Here is an 18,138-nt window from a genome sequence, read left to right as displayed (position 1 = left end):
CCTCTCCCCCGCCCCGCCCGATGCGACTCCGTGAGTTTCAGGAGCAGATCCCGGCGTGAGCCGAACGCGTCGAGCGCGCCCACCCTGGCGAGTCGCTCGGCGAGGGGCCGGCTCGGGCGTGCCCGGTGCCAGAAGTCCTCCAGCGAGGTGTAGGGCTGCCCGGCGACGATGCGGGCGCTCTCGGCGTCGGTGATGCCCCGGACCTGGGCGAGTCCGATCCGTACCCCCCATTTCCCGGACACCAGTTCGAGTGTGTGAGCGTCGCGGGACACGTTCACGTCGGGCAGCAGCAGCGGCACCCCGTGCCGGCGTGCGTCGGCCGCGAGAACCCGCTTGTGGTACATGCCGGGATCGTGCGTGAGGAGCCCGGCGAGCAGCGCGGCCATGCGGTGCGCCTTCAGCCAGCTCGACTGGTACGCGGGGTGGGCGAAGGCGGCGGCATGGGCCTTGGCGAACCCGAAGCTGCCGAAGCTCTCCAGGACTCCCCACACCTCGCGTACCGCCCCCACGGAACACCCGCGTCTGCGCGCCAGGTCGGCGAACCAGGCCCGCACCCTCCCCTTGCGCTCGTCGTCGGACAGCGCGCGCCGCGCCTCGTCGGCCGTCGCCCGGTCGCAGCCGGTCATGGTCGCGATGATCTCGATGACCTGCTCGTGGTAGACGACCTGCCCTTCGGTCTCGGCGAGGATCGGCTCCAGGTCGGGGTGGGGGCACCGGGGCCGGCGTCCGCTCTCGCGGGCCTGGATCAGCGGCGAGACCATGTCCGCGGCGACGGGCCCGGGCCGGAAGAGGCTGATGTCGAGCGCGAGGTCGCCGAAGGTGCCGGGCCGCAGATTGCGGACGAGTTCCCGCTGGCCGGGGCTCTCCAGCTGGAACGTGCCCATCGTGTCGCCGGCCTGGATCATCCCGTACGTCGCCGGGTCGTCCGGCGGCACCTGCGCGGGGTCGTCGAGGTCGAGCCGCTCACCGGTGACGCGCTCGATCTCGGCGACGGCGTGCGCGAGCGCGGACTGCATCCGTACGCCGATGACGTCGATCTTGGGGTGCCCGGTGTCCTCGATGTCCTCCTTGTCGAACTGGGACATGGCGATGTTCTCGACGGTGGTGGGCGCCACCGGCGTACGGGTGAGGAGGCCCGCGTCGGAGACGAGGAGCCCGCAGGGGTGCATGGCGGCCTCGTGCGGGAGCCCGTCCAGCGCCTCGACGAGTTCCCACAGGCGCCCGTGGTCCTCGGCCGCGACCCCGCGCAGCTCGGGGAGTTCGGCGAGGGCGGCGCGGACGTCGCGGGCGCGGATGTGCGGGAACTCCTTGGCGAGGCGCGCGGCCTCGTCGGGCGCGAGGCCCCGGGCGCGGGCGACGTCGTGGATGGCTCCCCGGGCGCGGTAGGTCTTGTAGACGGCGAGGGTCGCGACGCGGTCGGCGCCGAAGCGTTCGCGGACGGCCCGGTAGATCTCCAGGCGGCGGGCGGACTCGACGTCCAGGTCGATGTCGGGCAGCGCGGAGCGCCGTACGGACAGGAACCGCTCCATGAGCAGGCCGTGAGCGACGGGGTCGATGGGGCTGATGCCGAGCAGGTGGACGACGAGCGAGCCGACCGCCGAGCCGCGCGCGGCGACCCGGATACCCAACCCTCTGGCCTGCGCGGCGACTTCGGCGACGGTCAGGAAGTACCCGGCGAAGCCGTGCCCGGCGATCACCTTCAGCTCCTCTTCGAGCCGGTCCCAGCGGGGTACGTCGCGCTGGTAGCCGTGGCGCATCATGCCGGCGGCGCAGCGCTCGCCGAGGACCCGGTCGGCCCGCGTCGCGCGGACGCCGACCAGTTCGGGCTCGGGGAGGTGGAGCCGGCCGAGGCCGAACGCGTCGCCGGGGTCGACGACGCAGGCCCGCGCGGTGTCCTCGGTCGCCGCGAGCAGACGCCGCGCGTCGGTGCCGGCCGCCTCGGCGATCCGGCCGGCGATGCGCTCCATCTCGCCCTCGTCCTTCAGCCAGCGCTGCCCGCTGTCGAGCCGGGACGCGTCCCGGGTGTCGACCGGCACGAGCAGGCGGGCCGAGTCGAGGATGTCGGCGACCTCGTGCTGGCGCGGGTCGGCGTACCGTACGGCGTTGCTGAGTACGGCCGTGACCTGCTGTTCCTCGGCGAAGGTGGCGAGCCGGGCGGCGAGCCGCAGCGAGCCGGGACCGGTGCCGGTCCGCCCGTGCCAGCTCACCTCGATCCGCAGCGCGTCCCCGAACCGCTCACGCCAGGGCGCGAGCAGCCCGGCGGCCCGGTCGGGACGCCCCTGTGCCAGCGCGCGTCCGACCTCGGAGTCGGCGCCGAGCAGTACGAACACGTCGTCGCCGGCTGTGCCGAGGTCGTCCCAGGTGACGCCCTGCTCGCCGGCCGAGGCGGTCACGAGCCGGCACAGCGCGGCCCACCCGAGGGTGTTCCGGGCCAGGAACACGGCCCGGAACGGCACCTCGCTCATGAACGCCCCGCCCGCGACGGGCTGACGCCGGCCCTCCCGGTGCCCGTCCCCCGGCACCCCCAGGTCGACCCCGAACAGCGGCCTGACCCCGGCCCCCGCGCACGCCTTGGCGAACCGCACGGCCCCCGCGAGGGAGTCCCGGTCGGTCAACGCGACCGCGTCGAGCCCTCGCTCGGCCGCCCGCTCCACCAACGCGTGGGGGTGGCTGGCCCCGTACCGCAGGGAGTAGCCACTGACCACACGAAGATGCGTAAACCCCATACGCACCTCCTGCTACCCATGCCCCCTTCGCCCCTTCCGCACCATCTGCATCGTTCGTCTCAGCAGCACTCTAACCCAGAGTTCGCACGCCTGTTCGATCGAGCCGGCCGGCCCGGCTGCCTGCGGGCTCGGCGTGAAAGGGACGGGAGATCCGCTCCACCCCTCGCCTAGCTTGGCTGCATGGAGAACACGAACCCTCTGCGGCAGGTCCCCCTCGACCGGCTCCGGCGTCGTACGAGCATGAAGTGGCGGACGTATCCGCGGGACGTCCTGCCGATGTGGGTCGCGGAGATGGACGTCGATCTGGCGGAGCCGGTCGCGCGGGCGCTCACGGACGCGGTCGCGCTCGGCGACACCGGGTACCCGGTGGGGACGGCGTACGCCGAGGCGCTGGCCGGGTTCGCGGGCAAGCGGTGGGGGTGGGAGGGGCTCGCGGTGGAGCGTACGGCGATCGTGCCGGACGTGATGCTGGGCGTCGTCGAGATGCTGAAGCTGGTGTCGGGCCCCGGGGACCGCGTCGTCGTCAACTCCCCTGTGTACACGCCGTTCTACCAGTTCCTCGGCAACATGGACCGGACGGTCGTCGAGGCCCCGCTCGGCGCGGACGACCGTCTGGATCTCGCCGTTCTGGAGGAGACGTTCGCACGGCTCGCGGCAGAGGGCGGCCGGCCCGCGTATCTGCTGTGCAGCCCGCACAACCCGACGGGTACGTTGCACACGGCCGAGGAGCTGACGGCGGTGGCCGCGCTGGCGTCGCGGTACGGCGTGCGGGTCGTGGCGGACGAGATCCACGCGCCGGTCGTCGCGGCAGGCGCGGCGTTCGTGCCGTACCTCGGTGTGCCCGGCGCGGAGAGCGGGCTGTCGCTGATGTCCGCCTCGAAGGCGTGGAACCTCGCCGGGCTCAAGGCGGCCGTCGCCGTCGCGGGACCCGGCGCGGGGGACGATCTCGCGCGGCTCCCGGAGGAGGTCGGCCACGGCCCCAGCCACCTCGGCGTCATCGCGCACACCGCCGCGCTGCGGGACGGCGGGGAGTGGCTCGACGCGGTCCTCGCGGGGCTCGACGAGAACCGGCGCCTCCTCGCCGGGCTCCTGGCACGGCACCTTCCCGCCGTGCGGTACACCCCGGCGCAGGCGACGTACCTGGCCTGGCTGGACTGCCGCGCGCTGAACCTCGGCGACGACCCGGCGGACGTCTTCCTCCGGCGCGGCCGGGTGGCCCTCAACTCCGGCCCCGCCTTCGGCACCGGGGGCGCCGGCTTCGTCCGGATGAACCTGGCGACGTCCCCGGAGAACGTGGCGGAGGGGGTGCGGAGAATGGCGGCGGCGCTCGGCTGACCGGCGGGACGGGTGAGCCCGGCGGGGCGGGCGTTCCCCACCGGACGCACAGGAAACACACAGGCTTGGCCTGTTCACGCGTGCCGCGTGCTCGTCCCGCTGTGCTGAGGTGACCCCCGTACGGGATTCGACTTGTGCGACATGGACCGACCTCAGCGACAAGGAGAGCACATGCCCCGCACCGGACGCTGGGCCGCGGTGACCGCCGCGGCCTTCGCCACCGCTCTGGCCTTCACGCCCTCGGCGAACGCCGGCACCCCCTCGACGAGCGCAGCGCCCCCGTCCCAGCCCGTCCACTGGACCGCTCCCGCCCCGGGCCTGGCCGCACCGGCCCTGAAGAAGGTCCTCGACCTGCCCGTACGTATCACCAACGACTTCGCGAACCGCCCCACCACCCAGTGCCTGGACGTCGACGCGAACGGCGGCGGCAACGGCACGATCGTCCAGGTCTGGCAGTGCAACGGCACGACCCAGCAGCGCTGGTACCTGTGGAACAACGGCGCGCTGGAGAGCTACCGCTTCCCCGGCAAGTGCCTGGACGCCGACACCAACGGCGGCGGCACCAACGGCACCAAGGTCCAGATCTGGGACTGCAACAACACCTCGCAGCAGAGCTGGTCCCACCCGGCCGGCGACCGCGCGATCTACAACGCCCGCTTCTACGGCGGCGGCAACATCGTCCTGGACCGCGACGCCAACGTCTGGGGCAACGGCGCCCGCGTCCAGCTCTGGCAGAAGAACTTCCAGTCCCAGCAGTGGTGGGACGTCTGGGCGGACTGACGAACGGCCCAGCAGGCGGCAGCCGGGGCGCGGCCCGTACGCCAGGGCCGCGCCCCGGCCCCGTCCCGCCCGGAACACCGCGACCCGCGCCCCGCCGCATGACACCCACAGCCCACCGAACGACACCGGCACCCCCGGGAAATGTCCGGAAACCGACTGCCGCCCGCCCCAACCTTTCCCTCACCCCCGTGGTCCCACCTGGCACGGACAACCGACCGAGAGGAGCCACCCACCCATGAAACGCTGGGCCACCGCCCTGGCCACGACCACGCTGATGCTCACGGGAACCGCCCTCGCCCCGGCCGCCGTCGCCGCGCCGCGCGCCGCCGCCGTCTGCGAGACGGGCTGGGGCAGCGGAACGAAGGCCGCGCCGGGCTCGATCGCGACGGCCGGCGCCCTCACGGACGTCCGCACGGGCCGCCACGACTGCTACGACCGGATCGTTCTCGACATCCCCGGGATGACGACCGCCGATCCCGCCGCGTACTGGGTCCAGTACGTCCCGAGCTTCTCCCATCCCCCGTCCCAGACCGGCATCCCGGTCAGCGGTGGGGCGATCATCGAGATCGAGTTCACGGCACCGGTGGACACGGCCCGCTATCCCGCGCGCCTCGCGGCCCCGCTTCCCGGTCTCGACCTCGCCTCCTATCGGACCTTCCGCGACGCCAAGTTCGGCGGCACCTACGACAACGCGACCCATATCGGCCTCGGGGTCCGCGCCCGGCTGCCGTTCAGAGCGCTGGTCCTGCCCGACCGGCTGGTGGTGGATGTCGCTCATACCTGGTGATCGTTCCGAGTGCCGGAATCGGTTCACACTTTTCCGGAGCATTCTGATTCCGGAGTACACCTTCTCCGGATCACACCTTTTCCGGCACCCGCCACGACCGACCAGGTTGACACGTCACCCGCTGAACTTGCCCGCGTTCTCCGCCAGCCACGCGTCGAAGCTCCGCAGCTCCGGGTTGATCTCCCGCAGCCGGACCAGATCCCGCGCGCCCGTGAACTCGCGGTCGAAGTCGCCGTAGTACTGGAACATGTTGCCGATCTCGTCCCCGGCGGGGATGCCGAGGGAGCGGAAGACGTCGTACGGCACCGGCTGGAACCGCACCGGCTCGCCGTACGCGGTGGACAGCTTCTCGGCGTACTGGGCGCCCGTGAGGTGGTCGCCCGCGAGGCCGACGGTCTCGCCGATGTACTGCTCGCCGCCCTTGAGCAGGGCGAACGCGGTGCGGCCGATGTCCTCGACATCGACGCCGGACAGGAGCTTGCCGTCCTCCAGCGGGAGGGTCAGGGTGAGGACGCCGTCGTCGCCGCGCTTGGGCGCGAAGGGGCCGAGGAAGCCCTGGAAGTAGTACGTGGTGTTGAGGAAGGTCGTCGGCACGCCCGCCTCGGTGAAGAGCCGGTTGCCCGCCCCCTTCGCGTCGAAGTGCGGGACGTTGTAGGAACCCTGGAGGACCGGCATCCGTTCATCCGTCAGCGGCAGCAGCTCGCGGGTGTCCTCCAGCGTCGACCAGACGACGTGCCGCAGCCCCGCGGCCCGCGCGGACCGGGCCAGCACCTCGATCTCGGCGGTCTCCTTCTCCGCCGACATGTGCGCCCAGAAGTTGGTGACGAGGAACGCGCCGTACGCGCCCTCGAACGCCGCGCGGACGCTCGTCTCGTCGGTGAAGTCCGCCCGTACGACCTCGGCGCCGAGCCCGGCGAGTTCCCTGGCGGCGGGCGCTTCGGGGTCGCGGGTCAGCGCGCGGACGGTGAAGCCGGACTCCGGGCCCGCGAGGACCGCGCGGGCGAAGCCGCCGCCCTGTGCGCCCGTGGCTCCGGCGACCGCGATGACCTTCTTGCCGTTCATGGTGCTCCTCCGAAAGGTCGTGGTTGACGCTTCAACCAGAAGCCTAGGACTATCAAGATGACGCGTCAACCAGATCGCGGACATGAAGAAGCCCCGACACCCGTTCGGACTAACCTCAGCGGTTGCGGGACGCCCCCGGAAGCGGCGCCCGGAGATCCGCGAGAAGCTCCGCCTGCCCCGCGAGAACACCGGAGAGAATCTCGCGGGCGACCCGCAGCAGCTCGGCGATACGCGGGTCCGTCAGCGAGTAATGGACGGTCGACCCCTCTTTGCGGGTCACCACGAGATTCGCCCGCCGCAACACCGCGAGCTGCTGGGACAGATGCGCGGGCTCGATCCCGACCTCGGGAAGCATCTCCGCGACCGAGTGCTCACGCTCACTGAGCAGTTCGAGCACCCGGATACGGGCGGGATGCCCGAGCGTCTTGAAGAACTCGGCCTTCAGCTGGTACAGCGGCGTACTCACCGGCCCGCCACCTCTCGCATCCGCCCGTTCGCCACGAACATGCATGGTAACAACCTTGACGGCTACCGAATCCGGCGAACGCCGGCGGCGAGAGGAGATCACCGATGACATGGCCACGGGTCGACGGGATGCGGACACTGGAGCTGGGCACCCCGGGCGACATGCGGGTCTGGCTCAACTCCCTGGCCCTGTCCGGCCGCAAGACCACGACGACCGGCCTCTTCGACGACTACGCCAAGGAGGACGAGCCCCTGGAGACCACCGGCGAGCGCCTCGCCCTCGTCGACACCGACGGCCACCCCGTCGGCACGGTCGAGATCACGTCCGTGGCCGTCATGCCCTTCACCGAGGTCCCTTGGGAACACGCCGCCGCCGAGGGCGAGGGCGACGCCGACCTGGCGGCGTGGCGGGCGGGGCACCGCGGCTACTGGGAACGGGCCGGTACGCCCGTCGACGACGGGACGCTCGTCGTGTGCCTGGCCTTCCGGCTGGTGAACGCCACTCCCTGAAACTCACGGCCGCCTCCCGACGCCGGGGCCATCGATACCCTGGCCGCCGCTGCCCGCCCGCCGAACTCACCGGGGACCGAGTCGAGGGTGGGGTACAGCGCCGGCGCGGGTGACGGGCCGTCCGCGAGCGCCCTGACGAACCACGGCTCGGTCTGCCGGAACGCGGGCTCGACGTTCGGGACGGCGGCTCCGGCAGTACCGGCCGATCGCGTCGACGCCGCACTCCGGCCGCCTCGCCCGGGGATCCTCGGTGTACACCTCGGCGGTGATCACGTTCGCTCCTGGGCGGCCGGAGGCTTTGCACTGGATACGGACTCGCAGCAGCATCGCGTAGCGCCGGGTGATCGTCCGAGTACGAGCCCTCGCCGCTGGCCCCATCCGGGCCAGGGCCGCGGCCGACGCGAGCGCGGGCGCGTCGACCGGCAGCACGGCCCGGTAGTCCGTCGTGGAGCGACGGCGCCGCTCACCGGCCGGGTGATCGCCGGTCGGCCGTACGGCAGGACGGCGCCGAGCCCGTCCCGGACGAGCGCCTCGCCGGCGGCCGGAGGAACGAGCCGCCCTGCGCCCTCGTCCAGCACGCCATCCGTACGACCGGCGCAGTCCCGCCACGTCAAAGGCCACGGACCCACTCCACGAGTTGGGCGAGCATCGCCTTCGTCGGCGAATACAGGCCGGTGTCGAGATCGGTGCACGCCAGCGCGGCGCGTTCCAGCACGTCGGACAGCACCAGCCCAGGTCGCTCCTTCCACGTACCACGCCCACAGGAAACGCCTCCAGACGCCCTCTGCCCGCCGCATGCGCGGCAAGGAGCTCAAGGAGCGGATCCAGGAGGTCCACGCGTCCAACTACCGTGTCCACGGAGCGCGGAAGATCTGACGCGAGCTGAACCGGGAGGGACATGCGGTGGCCCGTTGCACCGTCGAGCGCCCGATGCGCGAGCTCGGCGTCCAGGGCGCGGTGCGCGGCAGACGCGTCATCACCACGATCCCCGGCGGACAGGTCCCACGGGCCCCCGATCTGGTCGACCACGACTTGGTCACCGTCGTTGCGAACCGGTGCCCTGGAGATGGCCATCCGGCAACGCGACCGCGGCCAACGGCCCGTTCAGCCAGGAGAGTCGGCCACCGCCGAGTGGGTCGACCGGTACGGCCACCGAAGACTCCACGGTGAAATACGAAGCCAACTGACCCGGGGTGGTTCACCGTCCACGCGGAGGCCCAGGCTGTGATCGTCCGAAACGTGGCGCAAGCCGCGGGCGGTGCGCGGTCGCGGTGGTCGTGAGATCTCCGCGCACCTCCACCCACAGCCGTCGGCAGTCGCCTCGCTGGTGGAGGCCGAGGCGGACGGCCACGCCGGCGCCGGGGGCGTGGCGGCGTACGTTCGTCAGCGCCTCCTGCACCACGCGGTGGACGGAGGTCTCCACCTCCGGGGCCAGCCGGACCCCGCGCACCGTGTCCTCGACGTCCAGCCTCGCCTCGGTGCCGTGTCCGGCGAACGCGCCGACCAGGCGGTCCAGCTCGGTGAGCAGTTCGCCCGGGCGCGCGGCCTCATGGTCCTCCTCGCGCAGGACCCGTACCAGGCGGCGCATGGAGTCCAGGGTCTCGCCGCCCGCCCGGGAGATGCCCTCCAGCAGGGGTTTGACCTGTTCCGGCGAGGTCTCCTGGACCATCAGCGCGGCGTTGGCGTGCACGATGATGCCGGTGACGTGGTGGGCGACGAAGTCGTGCAGATCGCGGGCGAGTTCGAGGCGTTCGTTGTGGCGTACGGCGTCCATGGCGCGGGCCCGGCGGGCGTCCAGCAGCCGCAGGTAGCAGCCCAGGCCGACGGCCCCGCCGACCGCGAAGGTCAGGAGGAAGGAGTATCCGAAGGAGTCACGTGTGTCCCCGCGCAGCGGCAGGACGATCACCGCGAGGCCGAGCGCAGCCGACAACGCCACGGCGGTGGCGGGCCGCCTTACCCGCCGTGCGGTCCGGGTGAGCAGCACGAGCAGGGCGACCGTTTCCAGCAGGCCCCACGAGAACTCCGCGCGGGTGCCGATCACGTACAGCGTGGTGAGGGCCAGCGAACCCAGCGTCGCGGTGCCGGCGCGGATCGCGGTACCCGGGCGCTGGGCGCACAGCGGTCCACCCGGCCCGAGGTGGGTCGCTGCGGCGTCAGACCGGGTCCTCGGTCTGGATGTTGCGGACCACGTCGAGCGCATCGTGGACGTGCTTGTCCATGTTGGTCAGCGAGTTGAAGACATGCCGGACCGTCCCCTGACGGTCGATGACGTAGGTGCCCCGGCCCGGGATGATGCCCAACACGCTGGGCACCCCGTAGTCCTTGCTACCTTGCCCTCCTCGCCGCTCAACAGCGTGCGGGCAGGTTGTGCCGGGCGGCGAAGGCCGCATGCCTGTGCACCGAGTCGGAACTCATACCGATGACTCCGGCGTCGGTGAAGACCTCGTGGCTGTCCCGGAAAACACACGCCTCTGCCGTGCAGCCGGACCGGTGCACCGGATTGTGACGGCAGGGTGAAGTCGGGTGCCTTGTCGCCCACTTGTATGCCTCTTGCGATGTCCGTCTGCCTCATTTCTTCCGCCGCAGGCAGGAGGGTGCTGCGGCTGCGGGTGCGGTGGGAGATCGGGGGTACCGGCGGCGTAGGTGATGCCGGCCGCCCGCCCCTGCGCAGGGGACCTGAGTGGTGCCGGCTCTCCCAGGAAAGGCCGGCACCACTCACGCGGCACGAAAATGAAGCCGTAGCCGGGCCTGCGGTCATCCGCCGCGCGAACTGCCGCTGCCGCGCATCAGTCAGAGGGGCTCAGGGCGTGTCTCCGGGAAGGACGTGGACGATCTCGGGCTTGTCGCGCTTGGTGTGGGCGGTCCAGTAGTGCTCGGCGATGGTGTCGGCCTCGGTACCGGGGCCGCTGCCGATGAAGACGCTGATGGCCACGTGTGCGGCATGAATGCCGCGCTCGGCGAGCTCGACGTTCAGCGTCATCGCGTAGTTGCGCAGCGAGGCGGCGGCGATGCCGATGGTGGCGAAGCTGCCTCCCCTGGGCTGTACCGAGGAGCCACCGGTGGAGAACAGAAGGGTGCCGCTGCCTCGCTCCAGCATCCCTGGGAGGGCCTGGCTCACGGCGGCGACAGCTCCGTAGAGGTAGTGGTCGATCTGTGTCTGGAGGTCCTCGGCAGTCGCCTCGGCGGCAGAGACACCGGCGAGGCCCCGGTCGGCGGGCGAGTACTCCAGCACGTCGATGGGACCGAAGCGGTCGACTGCGGCGGCCAGTGCCGAGTGCACGGTGTCCGGGCGCATCACGTCGGCGGCGAAGGCGGCGGCCTCGACTCCGTCCGCCACGAGCTGCGCGGCAAGGGCTTCGACCTTCTCCTTGGTCCGGGAGATGAGGACGACCTGGAAGCCTTCGGCTCCGAAGCGGCGGGCGATGGACAGCCCCATGCCGGGGCCTGCTCCGACGATGGCGATGACGGGCATGCGAGGAGCTCCTGTTCGAAGTGATGAGGAAGTGGCTGAGCGAAGGAGTACGACCGCCAAGGGCTGCGACCGGGGACGGTGCGTGCGAGACGCCAACGGGCGCGATTCGCGTCCGGGCGGAGCAGACCACCTCTAGTAGGAGAAACGGCCTCCTACCGGGCCCCGGACTGCGCCGACGGTCAGTTCCTTCACCTTGTGTGCGGGCACCGGGGCTCCGGAAGTCTCGCGGACCCAGCGCATGACCTCTTCCTGACCCGTTCCGAACGGCGGCAGACCCGGGAAGTACGGGTACACGTAGACCGGGGTGTTGGGTTCGCTGCGCCAGCTCTCGGTCAGAGTGCCCATGTCCACCGTGTCGAAGCCGAGGGTATCCAGCAGTTCGGTTACCTCGGCCTTGGCGCTCGGCTCGTCACCGGCGATGGGCAGCGCACTTCGATCGGGCGCCCCAGAGGGACGGGCAAGGGTGAGCAGGCAGCGGAAGGAAATGTTGTTGCACGCCTTGACCACATGGGAGTCGGCCAGGTGGCGCTGCACCAGGGCGCTGGAGGTCAGCTCGCCGGAGTCCAGCTCGCTGATCTGGCCGTCGCGCTCGGGGTAGTAGTTCATCGTGTCGATCACGGTCTTGCCCGCCAGGGCGGCGACAGGCAGCTTGTCGTAGGCGACCAGCGGGATGGCGACGACGACCAGGTCGCCGGCCTCGGCGGCCTCGGCCGGAGTGGCCGCGCGGGCGCGGGAGCCGAGTTCGCTGACCAGCCCGGTGAGGGTCTCGGGGCCCCGGGAGTTACTCAGGACGACATTCAGGCCGGCATCGACGGCGTGGCGGGCCACAATGCCGCCGATCACGCCGGCGCCGATGATTCCGAGAGTCTTCGTCATGGGTCACGTCTCCTGGTAAGTCAACAGAGCTAGGTAGTAGGTCGCTGGGGGCAGAGCTTCGAAAGGTGGGAGTGGGCCAGGCTCGATCACGCAGGGGCAGCGAGGAGGCCGCCTTCCGCTGGGCCCACAGAAACGCCGGCTGTCCTTCGACTCTTTCTCGGCCATGGCCGGGCCGGTCGCGAGACGTCGTCGCCGGCAGGACCTGCGCGGGAGGACGCTGGTCCGGACTCCGTACGCGACTGGCGACATGCACTCCCGACCACACAAGTCGAGGGGCCCCTCATGTTGTCCATCGTAGCAGCAAACATGAGGACCGCCTCATGTTGGATATCCTCTTAGGTATGTCCACTCATCGAGCACGCGGTGAAGCCGCGACGGGCCGTCCTCTGCGGCGTGACGCGCAGCGCAACCGGGACGCCCTGCTCTCGGCGGCTCGCGCATGTCTGGCCGAGCAGGGCATCGAAGCCTCGCTGGAGCAGGTGGCCAAGCGAGCGAGCCTCGCCATCGGCACGCTCTACCGCCATTTCCCCACACGCCTCCACCTCGTGCAGGCGGTGTTCGCCGACAAGATCGAGGCATGGCGGGAGGCCGCAGAGAAGGCCGTGGCCATGGACGACGCGTGGGCGGGGCTGTGCCACTTCCTTGAGACGATGTGTGAACTCCAGGTCGGGGACAGGGGATTCCAGGACCTGGCTGCCATTCGGCTGCCGGAGACGGCGTGTCTGGCGGGGGCGCAGTCGCGCATCTATGAACTCGCCGTCCGCATCGTGGAGCGCGCACAGGACCAGGGAACGCTCCGCTCCGACATCACACCCGAAGACCTCACCTTCGTGATCTGGGCCAACGGCAGCGTCACCGAAGCCACTCAGGACGTCGCACCGGGGACTTGGCGCCGCTTCCTGCACCTGCTGCTCGACGGATTCCGCGCCGAGCGGGCGCATCCGCTTCCCCAACCGCCCTTGAGCAAGGACGAGTTGCACCGCGCCATGCTTCACCTCGGCGGTGATCGCAACTGCACTGGGTGAAGGACGGTTCTCTGCGACCGCACACCGCGTGACGCCGCGCACAGGTGACTGCCCTGTGCCGTGACGCACGCCGACACCGCCTGCCCTTCAAGCGGTCGACAACCTGCGGAAATGATCCGTCGGCCCCCCCCGCAGCGCGACACCCGATGGGCCTACGCGGGTGCCTCATTCGGCATGCCGTAGGCGATCGCAGCGACCTGCGCGGGTCGTGTTGCGCAGGCCGTCTCCGAGGAGTTCCGGCTGCCGCACACTACGGAGGCGATCCCATGGTTCCCTTGATCACCGGCCTGTTCGAGCTACGCGTCAAGGAACCGCCGGCGGACCTGCGCACCAGCGCACGCCGCCAGGCGCTGTTCACCAACGTCGCCTCGATCACCGTCGGGTTCAGCCTGTACATGACGATACTGATCGTGCCGCAGTTCCTGCGACTGCCCGCGGCGACGGGTTACGGTCTGGGCAAGTCGCTGCTCACCGCGGGCCTGGTCATGGCGCCGATGGGCCTCGTGATGATGGCCACGGCTCCGGTGTCCGGCCGCGTCACCAGGGCCAGGGGCCCGAAGACGACCCTGATGATCGGCGCTCTGATCGTGGCCGCAGGCTACGGCCTGAACATCGTGCTCATGAACGCGGTCTGGCACTTCGTGCTGGTGTCCTGCATCGTCGGCGCCGGCGTCGGCTTCGCCTTCGGCGCCATGCCGGCTCTGATCATGGGCGCCGTGCCCGCATCCGAGACGGGTGCCGCGAACAGCCTCAACACCCTCATGCGTGCCATCGGTACGTCGTTCGCCAGTGCCGTCGCCGCCGTGATCCTCTCCCAGATGACCACAAGGTTCGACTCCGTCGCCCTGCCGTCGGAGAACGGCTTCAAGACGGTCATGGCCGTCGGCGGCGGCGCCGGCCTCCTCGCCTTCGCCCTGGCCTCCTTCATCCCGCGCCACCGGCCCGCCACCGCCACGGCGGACACGGCATCCGAGTCCGCGACGCCGTCCGCGATCCCGGGCGGCACCGCCACACCGGCCACCGTGACCGTCGAGAAGCGACTGGTCCCGGCCCCGCAGTCCGCCTCACCGCAGCCGGTACCGGTGACGGCCTCCGCCGCCGCGACCACCAGTGGGGCCCGGTCGGCGGACACGTCCGAGGTGTGGAGAGGGCGCCCGTGGCCGGAGCGGCGGTGACGCCGGTCTCTCTGGAAGAACGTCCGCTGGGCCGCTCCGTCGCCCAACCCGACGGCTCGTACGGCATGGAGGCGCCCTGCGCCGGACCATACATGCTCATCGCCTCCGCGGACAGCTACCGGCCGCAGGCCACGACGGTGGTCGTGGCCGACGACTTCGGCGAGTTCGGCGTCACTGACCTAGACCGTTTCTGGTGGCTCTTGGACGGTGTCGCGGAGCCGGATGACGATCGCTGTGACGGTCAGGGTTCCGTTGAATATGTAGTCGCGCTTGTCATACCTCGTTGTGACAGCGCGGAACTGCTTCCACTTGTTCGCACACCGCTCAACGGCGTTGCGGCGGCGGTACCGAGTCTTGTCGAAGACCGGGGGCCGGCCCCGGCCCGTCCGCGATTCCTGCGGTGGGCTTGCTGGTCGTCGGGCTGCGCGAGGGCGGCTCTGATGCCGCGTCTGCGCAGGTAGGCCCGGTCCACGGCACCGGATGCGTAAGCCGTCCAGCACCGGCGTGAACATCGGGCTGTCACCCCGCCGGCCGGGCGAGGTCAGCCGGTGCAGCGGGCGGGCCCGGTCGTCGGAGAGCAGACGGACCTTGCTGGTCAGCCCGCCCCGCGAGCGTCCCGATGCCTCGCGCCCATCTGCCTCCTCGCGCGTTCCGCCCCCCTTGCGGGTGGCCGGCCGGAGCCTTGCGGGGCGCCCCGGCCTCATGCCGATGCGCCCGGCATGAGGTCGAGTCGATGTCGACCGCCCACTCCTGCCGGGAGGTGTCGTGGGCGTGGGCTTGGTCCGGGTCGCCGGCATCCGCTTCGATCTGCAGCTCTTCCAAGACGGTCTGCCAGGTGCCGTCGGCCGACCAGCGGCGATGACGCTCGTAGACGGTCTGCCAGGGTCCGTACCGTTCCGGCAGATCAGGCCAGGGGACCCCGGTCCGGGCCCGGAACAGCACTCCGTCGACGACCTTCCGGTGATCAGCCCACTGCCCGCCAGGCCCGCCGTTCCCGGGCGGAAGAGGCTCGATCTTGCGCCACTGCGCGTCCGTGAACTCGTGTCGCCGCACCATACGAGCGTCCTGCCCGCGCGACTACGAGATCCACCCCGCCCACCAAGAGCCACCAGAAACGACCTGGTCGTCGGCAAGGGTGACCCTCGCGGTCACCTCCCCCAAGCACCGGCCGCTTGTCCAGTCCGTCGACATCCGCGCCGGCGGCACACGCATGGAGGTCGAACTGCATCCCGGGGCCCACCTGCGCGGTACCGTGCGCGGCGCTGGCGTCCCGCTCAGCGACGCGCGCGTCACACTGGTCGACTCCGTCGGGAACGTGGTCGCCACCACGACGACCGGCGTCGATGGGGCATACGCCTTCTCCGACCTGGACAGCGGCGCGTACATCGTCACCGCCACGGGTCACCCGCCTCGGGCGGCCGAGGTCGCCGTCTCCGGCGGCGTCGACGGCCTCGACATCGAACTCGCCCACAGCAGCGAGTAGTCCACAAGACCGGCCTGCGGACGGTTTCCCAGCGCGGGAGGCTCGTCGTCCGTTGAACCCCAGCGCGTCGCCGTCACCTCGAAAGAGGCAAAGGGCCCTTCATCTGGTGGCCTGCGCCGCTTCCACGACCCGGACCCAGCTTTACCCACGAACAGCAACGACTCGCTGGTCACCGATCATCACCCGACTGCACGCGCTCGGCTCACGCTCACGATGCGCATTCGGGCGCACGTGACCCTTCAGTCCTTCCTCCCTGGTTCCGGCGAGGCGGAGCACGCCTGACTGGCCCGGAGCATGGCCCTGTAGAGGGCGCGGGGCTCGGGCGAATCGGGCAGGGGGCCGCGGGCGGGGGCCTCGAAGGACTGGAGCATCAGGGCGACGACGCGTTTCCAGGCGTCGGGAGCGGTGTCGCCGGTGGCGTTGACGACGCCGGCATTGGCCATGTACACCAGCACCAGGTCCTCGGGGGTGAAGTCCTCACGCAGACGTCCTGCGGCCTTGGCGCGGTTGATGAGCTGGACGACGCCCTCGTACGCCTGGCCTCGGCGCTCCTCCAGAGCCTTGGCTGTGGGGAAGCTCATGGTCAGCACGTCGGCGAAGCCGTAATCGGCGGCCTGCATCGCGCAGCCGGTTTCGATGAACCCCGCGAGACCGCGCCAGGGATCGGGGTCGTCGAGGGCGACGCCGACCGCGTCGACGTAGGCGTCCATACGGTCGGCGAAGACCGCGGCCACCAGTTCCTCCTTTGTCGCGAACCGGCGGAACAGCGTGGCGATGCCCACCCCCGCCTCGCGGGCCACGGAAGCCATGGAGGCATGCAGGCCGTCACGCCTGAACACCGTGCGCGCGGCGACGACGATCCGCGCGCGGTTGCGCTCGGCGTCGCTGCGGAGAGGCTGCGCGGCACGGTCATCGCTGGATTGGGCGCCAAGGTTCATGACGCTCAGTCTACCTAATCGGAATGACCCATCCACTTTCAGTGCTATCGTGGGGACCGGCGGAACCGGACAGGTCATTCCGGATCGAGAATCGGATAGCCCTTACCGAATTGGGCGATACCCATGTCGAGGAGTTGATGATCAGTGCGCGCTGTGACATTGGCGCAGGTACCCGGCAGCCCCGAGGTGACCGAGGTGGAGGTGCCCCGCCCGGAGGCCGGTGAGGTGCTGGTGAAGGTGGCCGCGTCCTCGGTGAACGGGTTCGACCTGGGCACGGCGGCCGGATACCTCCAGGACATGATGGAGCACCGCTTCCCGCTGATCCCCGGCAAGGACTTCGCCGGCACCGTCGAGGCGGTCGGTGAGGGCGTCGAGGGTTTCGCTGTCGGCGACGACGTGTTCGGCGTGGACGCCAAGGCGTACCTGGGTGCCGGTTCGATGGCGCAGTACGTCGCCGTTCCCGCTGCCGTCGGCATCACCCACCGGCCCGACGGGGTCTCGGTACGTGACGCCGGCGCGCTGGGGCTGGCGGGCACCGCCGCCTTCGACGGTCTCGCCCTGCTCGGCCCGCTGGAGGGCAGGACGGTGCTGATCTCCGGTGCCACCGGCGGCGTGGGTGCCATCGCCGTACAGCTGGCCGCGGCGCGGGGCGCGAGGGTGATCGCCACAGCCAGGCCGGGTTCCGAGAGCGGCTTCGTCTCGGCGCTGACCGACGCCGAGGTGACCGTCGTCGACTACCTCCAGGACATGACCGCCCAGGTCCGGTCGATCGCCCCTGACGGCGTGGACGCGGTGCTGCACCTCGCCGGCGACCTGGCCGAACTCACCGCGCTCACCCGCGACGGCGGCGCCATCGCCTCCGCCCTCGCCCCGGTCCCCGAGACCGGGGAGGACCGCAAGCTGCACACCGCCATGCTCCGGGCCAACCCGACCGCCGACACCCTGTCCACCCTCGCCGGGCAGGTCGCCTCCGGCGCCCTCCAGGTGCCGGTGAACTCACAGTTCGACCTGGAGCGTGCCCCCGAGGCGTTCGCCGCGTTCAGCGCCGGCACCCTCGGCAAGACCGCCATCACCATCGCCTGACCAGACGCTCCCCCACCCACGAAAGGACTTCACCATGCCCAGCATCGCCATCGTCGGAGCCGGCCCCGGCATGGGCCTCGCCATCGCCCGCACCTTCGGCTCGCGCGGCTACGACGTCGCCCTCATCGCCCGCAACCGCGCCAAGCTCGACGACCTCGTCGGCCGGCTCACCGCCGAGGGCATCACCGCCGCCGCGTTCCCGGCGGACGTGCTCGACCACGACGCGCTGACCCAGGCCCTCAAGGACGCCGCCACCCGCTTCGGCGGCATCGACGTCCTGGAGCACTCCCCCTCTCCGGGCAACGGCTCCATAAACTCCATGACCCTCACCTCCCCGTCCCAGACCAGCCCCTCCGATGTACAGGGATGGATCGACTTCCTGCTCTGTAGCGCCATCACCGCCACCCAGGCCGTCCTGCCC

At 70.9% G+C, this 18,138-nt stretch carries 18 protein-coding genes and 2 pseudogenes; 10 read left to right on the top strand and 10 right to left on the bottom strand.

Annotated features, from left to right (window positions below; genetic code table 11):
* A partial coding sequence (gene dnaE / locus AOK24_RS33630) for a DNA polymerase III subunit alpha (protein WP_055723796.1) occupies nt 1–2,726 on the bottom strand: 2,726 nt, incomplete at its 3' end.
* A gap of 180 nt (nt 2,727–2,906) precedes the next feature.
* Here dnaE and AOK24_RS33625 point away from each other — a divergent pair.
* The 3 genes from AOK24_RS33625 (at nt 2,907) to AOK24_RS33615 (ending at nt 5,628) form a co-directional block, all read left to right on the top strand.
* Complete coding sequence (locus tag AOK24_RS33625) at nt 2,907–4,061, top strand: MalY/PatB family protein (protein ID WP_055723793.1); 1,155 nt, start codon at nt 2,907–2,909, stop codon at nt 4,059–4,061.
* Nucleotides 4,062–4,232: 171 nt separating this feature from the next.
* On the top strand, nt 4,233–4,841 hold the full coding sequence (locus AOK24_RS33620) for an RICIN domain-containing protein (RefSeq protein WP_055723792.1): 609 nt from the start codon (nt 4,233–4,235) through the stop codon (nt 4,839–4,841).
* A gap of 235 nt (nt 4,842–5,076) precedes the next feature.
* On the top strand, nt 5,077–5,628 hold the full coding sequence (locus tag AOK24_RS33615; protein ID WP_079057123.1) for an AMIN-like domain-containing (lipo)protein: 552 nt from the start codon (nt 5,077–5,079) through the stop codon (nt 5,626–5,628).
* Between the two features lie 114 nt (nt 5,629–5,742).
* Here the strand turns inward: AOK24_RS33615 and AOK24_RS33610 are convergent, their stop codons facing one another.
* Nucleotides 5,743–6,690 (bottom strand): NmrA/HSCARG family protein, encoded by a 948-nt coding sequence (locus AOK24_RS33610; protein ID WP_055723791.1) that lies wholly within the window; start codon nt 6,688–6,690, stop codon nt 5,743–5,745.
* Nucleotides 6,691–6,805: 115 nt separating this feature from the next.
* Nucleotides 6,806–7,156, bottom strand: coding sequence for an ArsR/SmtB family transcription factor (locus tag AOK24_RS33605; protein ID WP_055723790.1), 351 nt, complete (start codon nt 7,154–7,156; stop codon nt 6,806–6,808).
* Nucleotides 7,157–7,260: 104 nt separating this feature from the next.
* Here AOK24_RS33605 and AOK24_RS33600 point away from each other — a divergent pair, with 104 nt between their 5' ends.
* Both AOK24_RS33600 and AOK24_RS52850 read left to right on the top strand, forming a co-directional pair.
* A complete protein-coding gene (locus AOK24_RS33600; RefSeq protein ID WP_055723789.1) occupies nt 7,261–7,665 on the top strand; it encodes an ASCH domain-containing protein in 405 nt (134 codons plus the stop codon).
* Nucleotides 7,666–8,547: 882 nt separating this feature from the next.
* Entirely contained in the window at nt 8,548–8,835 is a 288-nt protein-coding gene (locus tag AOK24_RS52850) for a hypothetical protein (protein ID WP_369408103.1), read from the top strand.
* A gap of 28 nt (nt 8,836–8,863) precedes the next feature.
* Here AOK24_RS52850 and AOK24_RS33595 read toward each other — a convergent pair whose 3' ends face one another.
* From AOK24_RS33595 to AOK24_RS33585, 5 genes are all read right to left on the bottom strand, one after another.
* A complete protein-coding gene (locus tag AOK24_RS33595; protein ID WP_240554253.1) occupies nt 8,864–9,706 on the bottom strand; it encodes a sensor histidine kinase in 843 nt (280 codons plus the stop codon).
* Between the two features lie 112 nt (nt 9,707–9,818).
* The gene (locus tag AOK24_RS49890) at nt 9,819–9,977 is read right to left on the bottom strand and encodes a thioredoxin domain-containing protein (RefSeq protein ID WP_206191312.1); all 159 of its coding nucleotides are present in this window, start codon (nt 9,975–9,977) and stop codon (nt 9,819–9,821) included.
* 34 nt (nt 9,978–10,011) lie between these two features.
* Nucleotides 10,012–10,161, bottom strand: a complete 150-nt coding sequence (locus AOK24_RS52845) for a redoxin domain-containing protein (protein WP_206191311.1) — start codon at nt 10,159–10,161, stop codon at nt 10,012–10,014.
* 304 nt (nt 10,162–10,465) lie between these two features.
* Entirely contained in the window at nt 10,466–11,137 is a 672-nt protein-coding gene (locus AOK24_RS33590) for an SDR family oxidoreductase (RefSeq protein ID WP_055723788.1), read from the bottom strand.
* A gap of 132 nt (nt 11,138–11,269) precedes the next feature.
* The gene (locus AOK24_RS33585; RefSeq protein WP_055723787.1) at nt 11,270–12,013 is read right to left on the bottom strand and encodes an NADPH-dependent F420 reductase; all 744 of its coding nucleotides are present in this window, start codon (nt 12,011–12,013) and stop codon (nt 11,270–11,272) included.
* 341 nt (nt 12,014–12,354) lie between these two features.
* On the opposite strand from AOK24_RS33585, the gene AOK24_RS33580 reads away from it, so the two are divergent.
* Complete coding sequence (locus AOK24_RS33580; protein WP_055723794.1) at nt 12,355–13,038, top strand: TetR/AcrR family transcriptional regulator; 684 nt, start codon at nt 12,355–12,357, stop codon at nt 13,036–13,038.
* A gap of 266 nt (nt 13,039–13,304) precedes the next feature.
* Nucleotides 13,305–14,057, top strand: a pseudogene (locus tag AOK24_RS33575) (MFS transporter); the annotation flags it as partial.
* Nucleotides 14,058–14,392: 335 nt separating this feature from the next.
* Here AOK24_RS33575 and AOK24_RS47870 read toward each other — a convergent pair.
* A pseudogene (locus tag AOK24_RS47870) lies at nt 14,393–15,269 on the bottom strand (IS5 family transposase).
* Nucleotides 15,270–15,348: 79 nt separating this feature from the next.
* On the opposite strand from AOK24_RS47870, the gene AOK24_RS33565 reads away from it, so the two are divergent.
* The gene (locus tag AOK24_RS33565) at nt 15,349–15,696 is read left to right on the top strand and encodes a carboxypeptidase regulatory-like domain-containing protein (RefSeq protein ID WP_055723785.1); all 348 of its coding nucleotides are present in this window, start codon (nt 15,349–15,351) and stop codon (nt 15,694–15,696) included.
* Nucleotides 15,697–15,935: 239 nt separating this feature from the next.
* Here the strand turns inward: AOK24_RS33565 and AOK24_RS33560 are convergent, their stop codons facing one another.
* The gene (locus tag AOK24_RS33560) at nt 15,936–16,634 is read right to left on the bottom strand and encodes a TetR/AcrR family transcriptional regulator (RefSeq protein ID WP_055723784.1); all 699 of its coding nucleotides are present in this window, start codon (nt 16,632–16,634) and stop codon (nt 15,936–15,938) included.
* 144 nt (nt 16,635–16,778) lie between these two features.
* On the opposite strand from AOK24_RS33560, the gene AOK24_RS33555 reads away from it, so the two are divergent.
* Nucleotides 16,779–17,717 carry an NADP-dependent oxidoreductase gene (locus AOK24_RS33555; protein ID WP_055723783.1) on the top strand — a complete coding sequence of 313 codons (939 nt, stop codon included), beginning with the start codon at nt 16,779–16,781 and terminating at the stop codon, nt 17,715–17,717.
* Between the two features lie 34 nt (nt 17,718–17,751).
* Nucleotides 17,752–18,138: SDR family NAD(P)-dependent oxidoreductase (locus AOK24_RS33550; RefSeq protein WP_159052070.1), on the top strand; the 387-nt coding region annotated here is incomplete at its 3' end.

This window comes from Streptomyces niveiscabiei (assembly GCF_001419795.1).
GTDB classification, from domain to species: domain Bacteria; phylum Actinomycetota; class Actinomycetes; order Streptomycetales; family Streptomycetaceae; genus Streptomyces; species Streptomyces niveiscabiei.
The sequence above is the reverse complement of the archived record's forward strand: the minus strand, read 5'-3'. Positions and strand labels throughout refer to the sequence as shown.

What these genes read in the sequence shown, in the direction of transcription:
- AOK24_RS33625 (WP_055723793.1), top strand. Translation starts at nt 2,907, where the DNA reads ATGGAGAACACGAACCCTCTGCGGCAGGTCCCCCTCGACCGGCTCCGG.
- AOK24_RS33620 (WP_055723792.1), top strand. Translation starts at nt 4,233, where the DNA reads ATGCCCCGCACCGGACGCTGGGCCGCGGTGACCGCCGCGGCCTTCGCC.
- AOK24_RS33615 (WP_079057123.1), top strand. Translation starts at nt 5,077, where the DNA reads ATGAAACGCTGGGCCACCGCCCTGGCCACGACCACGCTGATGCTCACG.
- AOK24_RS33610 (WP_055723791.1), bottom strand. Translation starts at nt 6,690, where the DNA reads ATGAACGGCAAGAAGGTCATCGCGGTCGCCGGAGCCACGGGCGCACAG.
- AOK24_RS33600 (WP_055723789.1), top strand. Translation starts at nt 7,261, where the DNA reads ATGACATGGCCACGGGTCGACGGGATGCGGACACTGGAGCTGGGCACC.
- AOK24_RS33590 (WP_055723788.1), bottom strand. Translation starts at nt 11,137, where the DNA reads ATGCCCGTCATCGCCATCGTCGGAGCAGGCCCCGGCATGGGGCTGTCC.
- AOK24_RS33585 (WP_055723787.1), bottom strand. Translation starts at nt 12,013, where the DNA reads ATGACGAAGACTCTCGGAATCATCGGCGCCGGCGTGATCGGCGGCATT.
- AOK24_RS33580 (WP_055723794.1), top strand. Translation starts at nt 12,355, where the DNA reads ATGTCCACTCATCGAGCACGCGGTGAAGCCGCGACGGGCCGTCCTCTG.
- AOK24_RS33560 (WP_055723784.1), bottom strand. Translation starts at nt 16,634, where the DNA reads ATGAACCTTGGCGCCCAATCCAGCGATGACCGTGCCGCGCAGCCTCTC.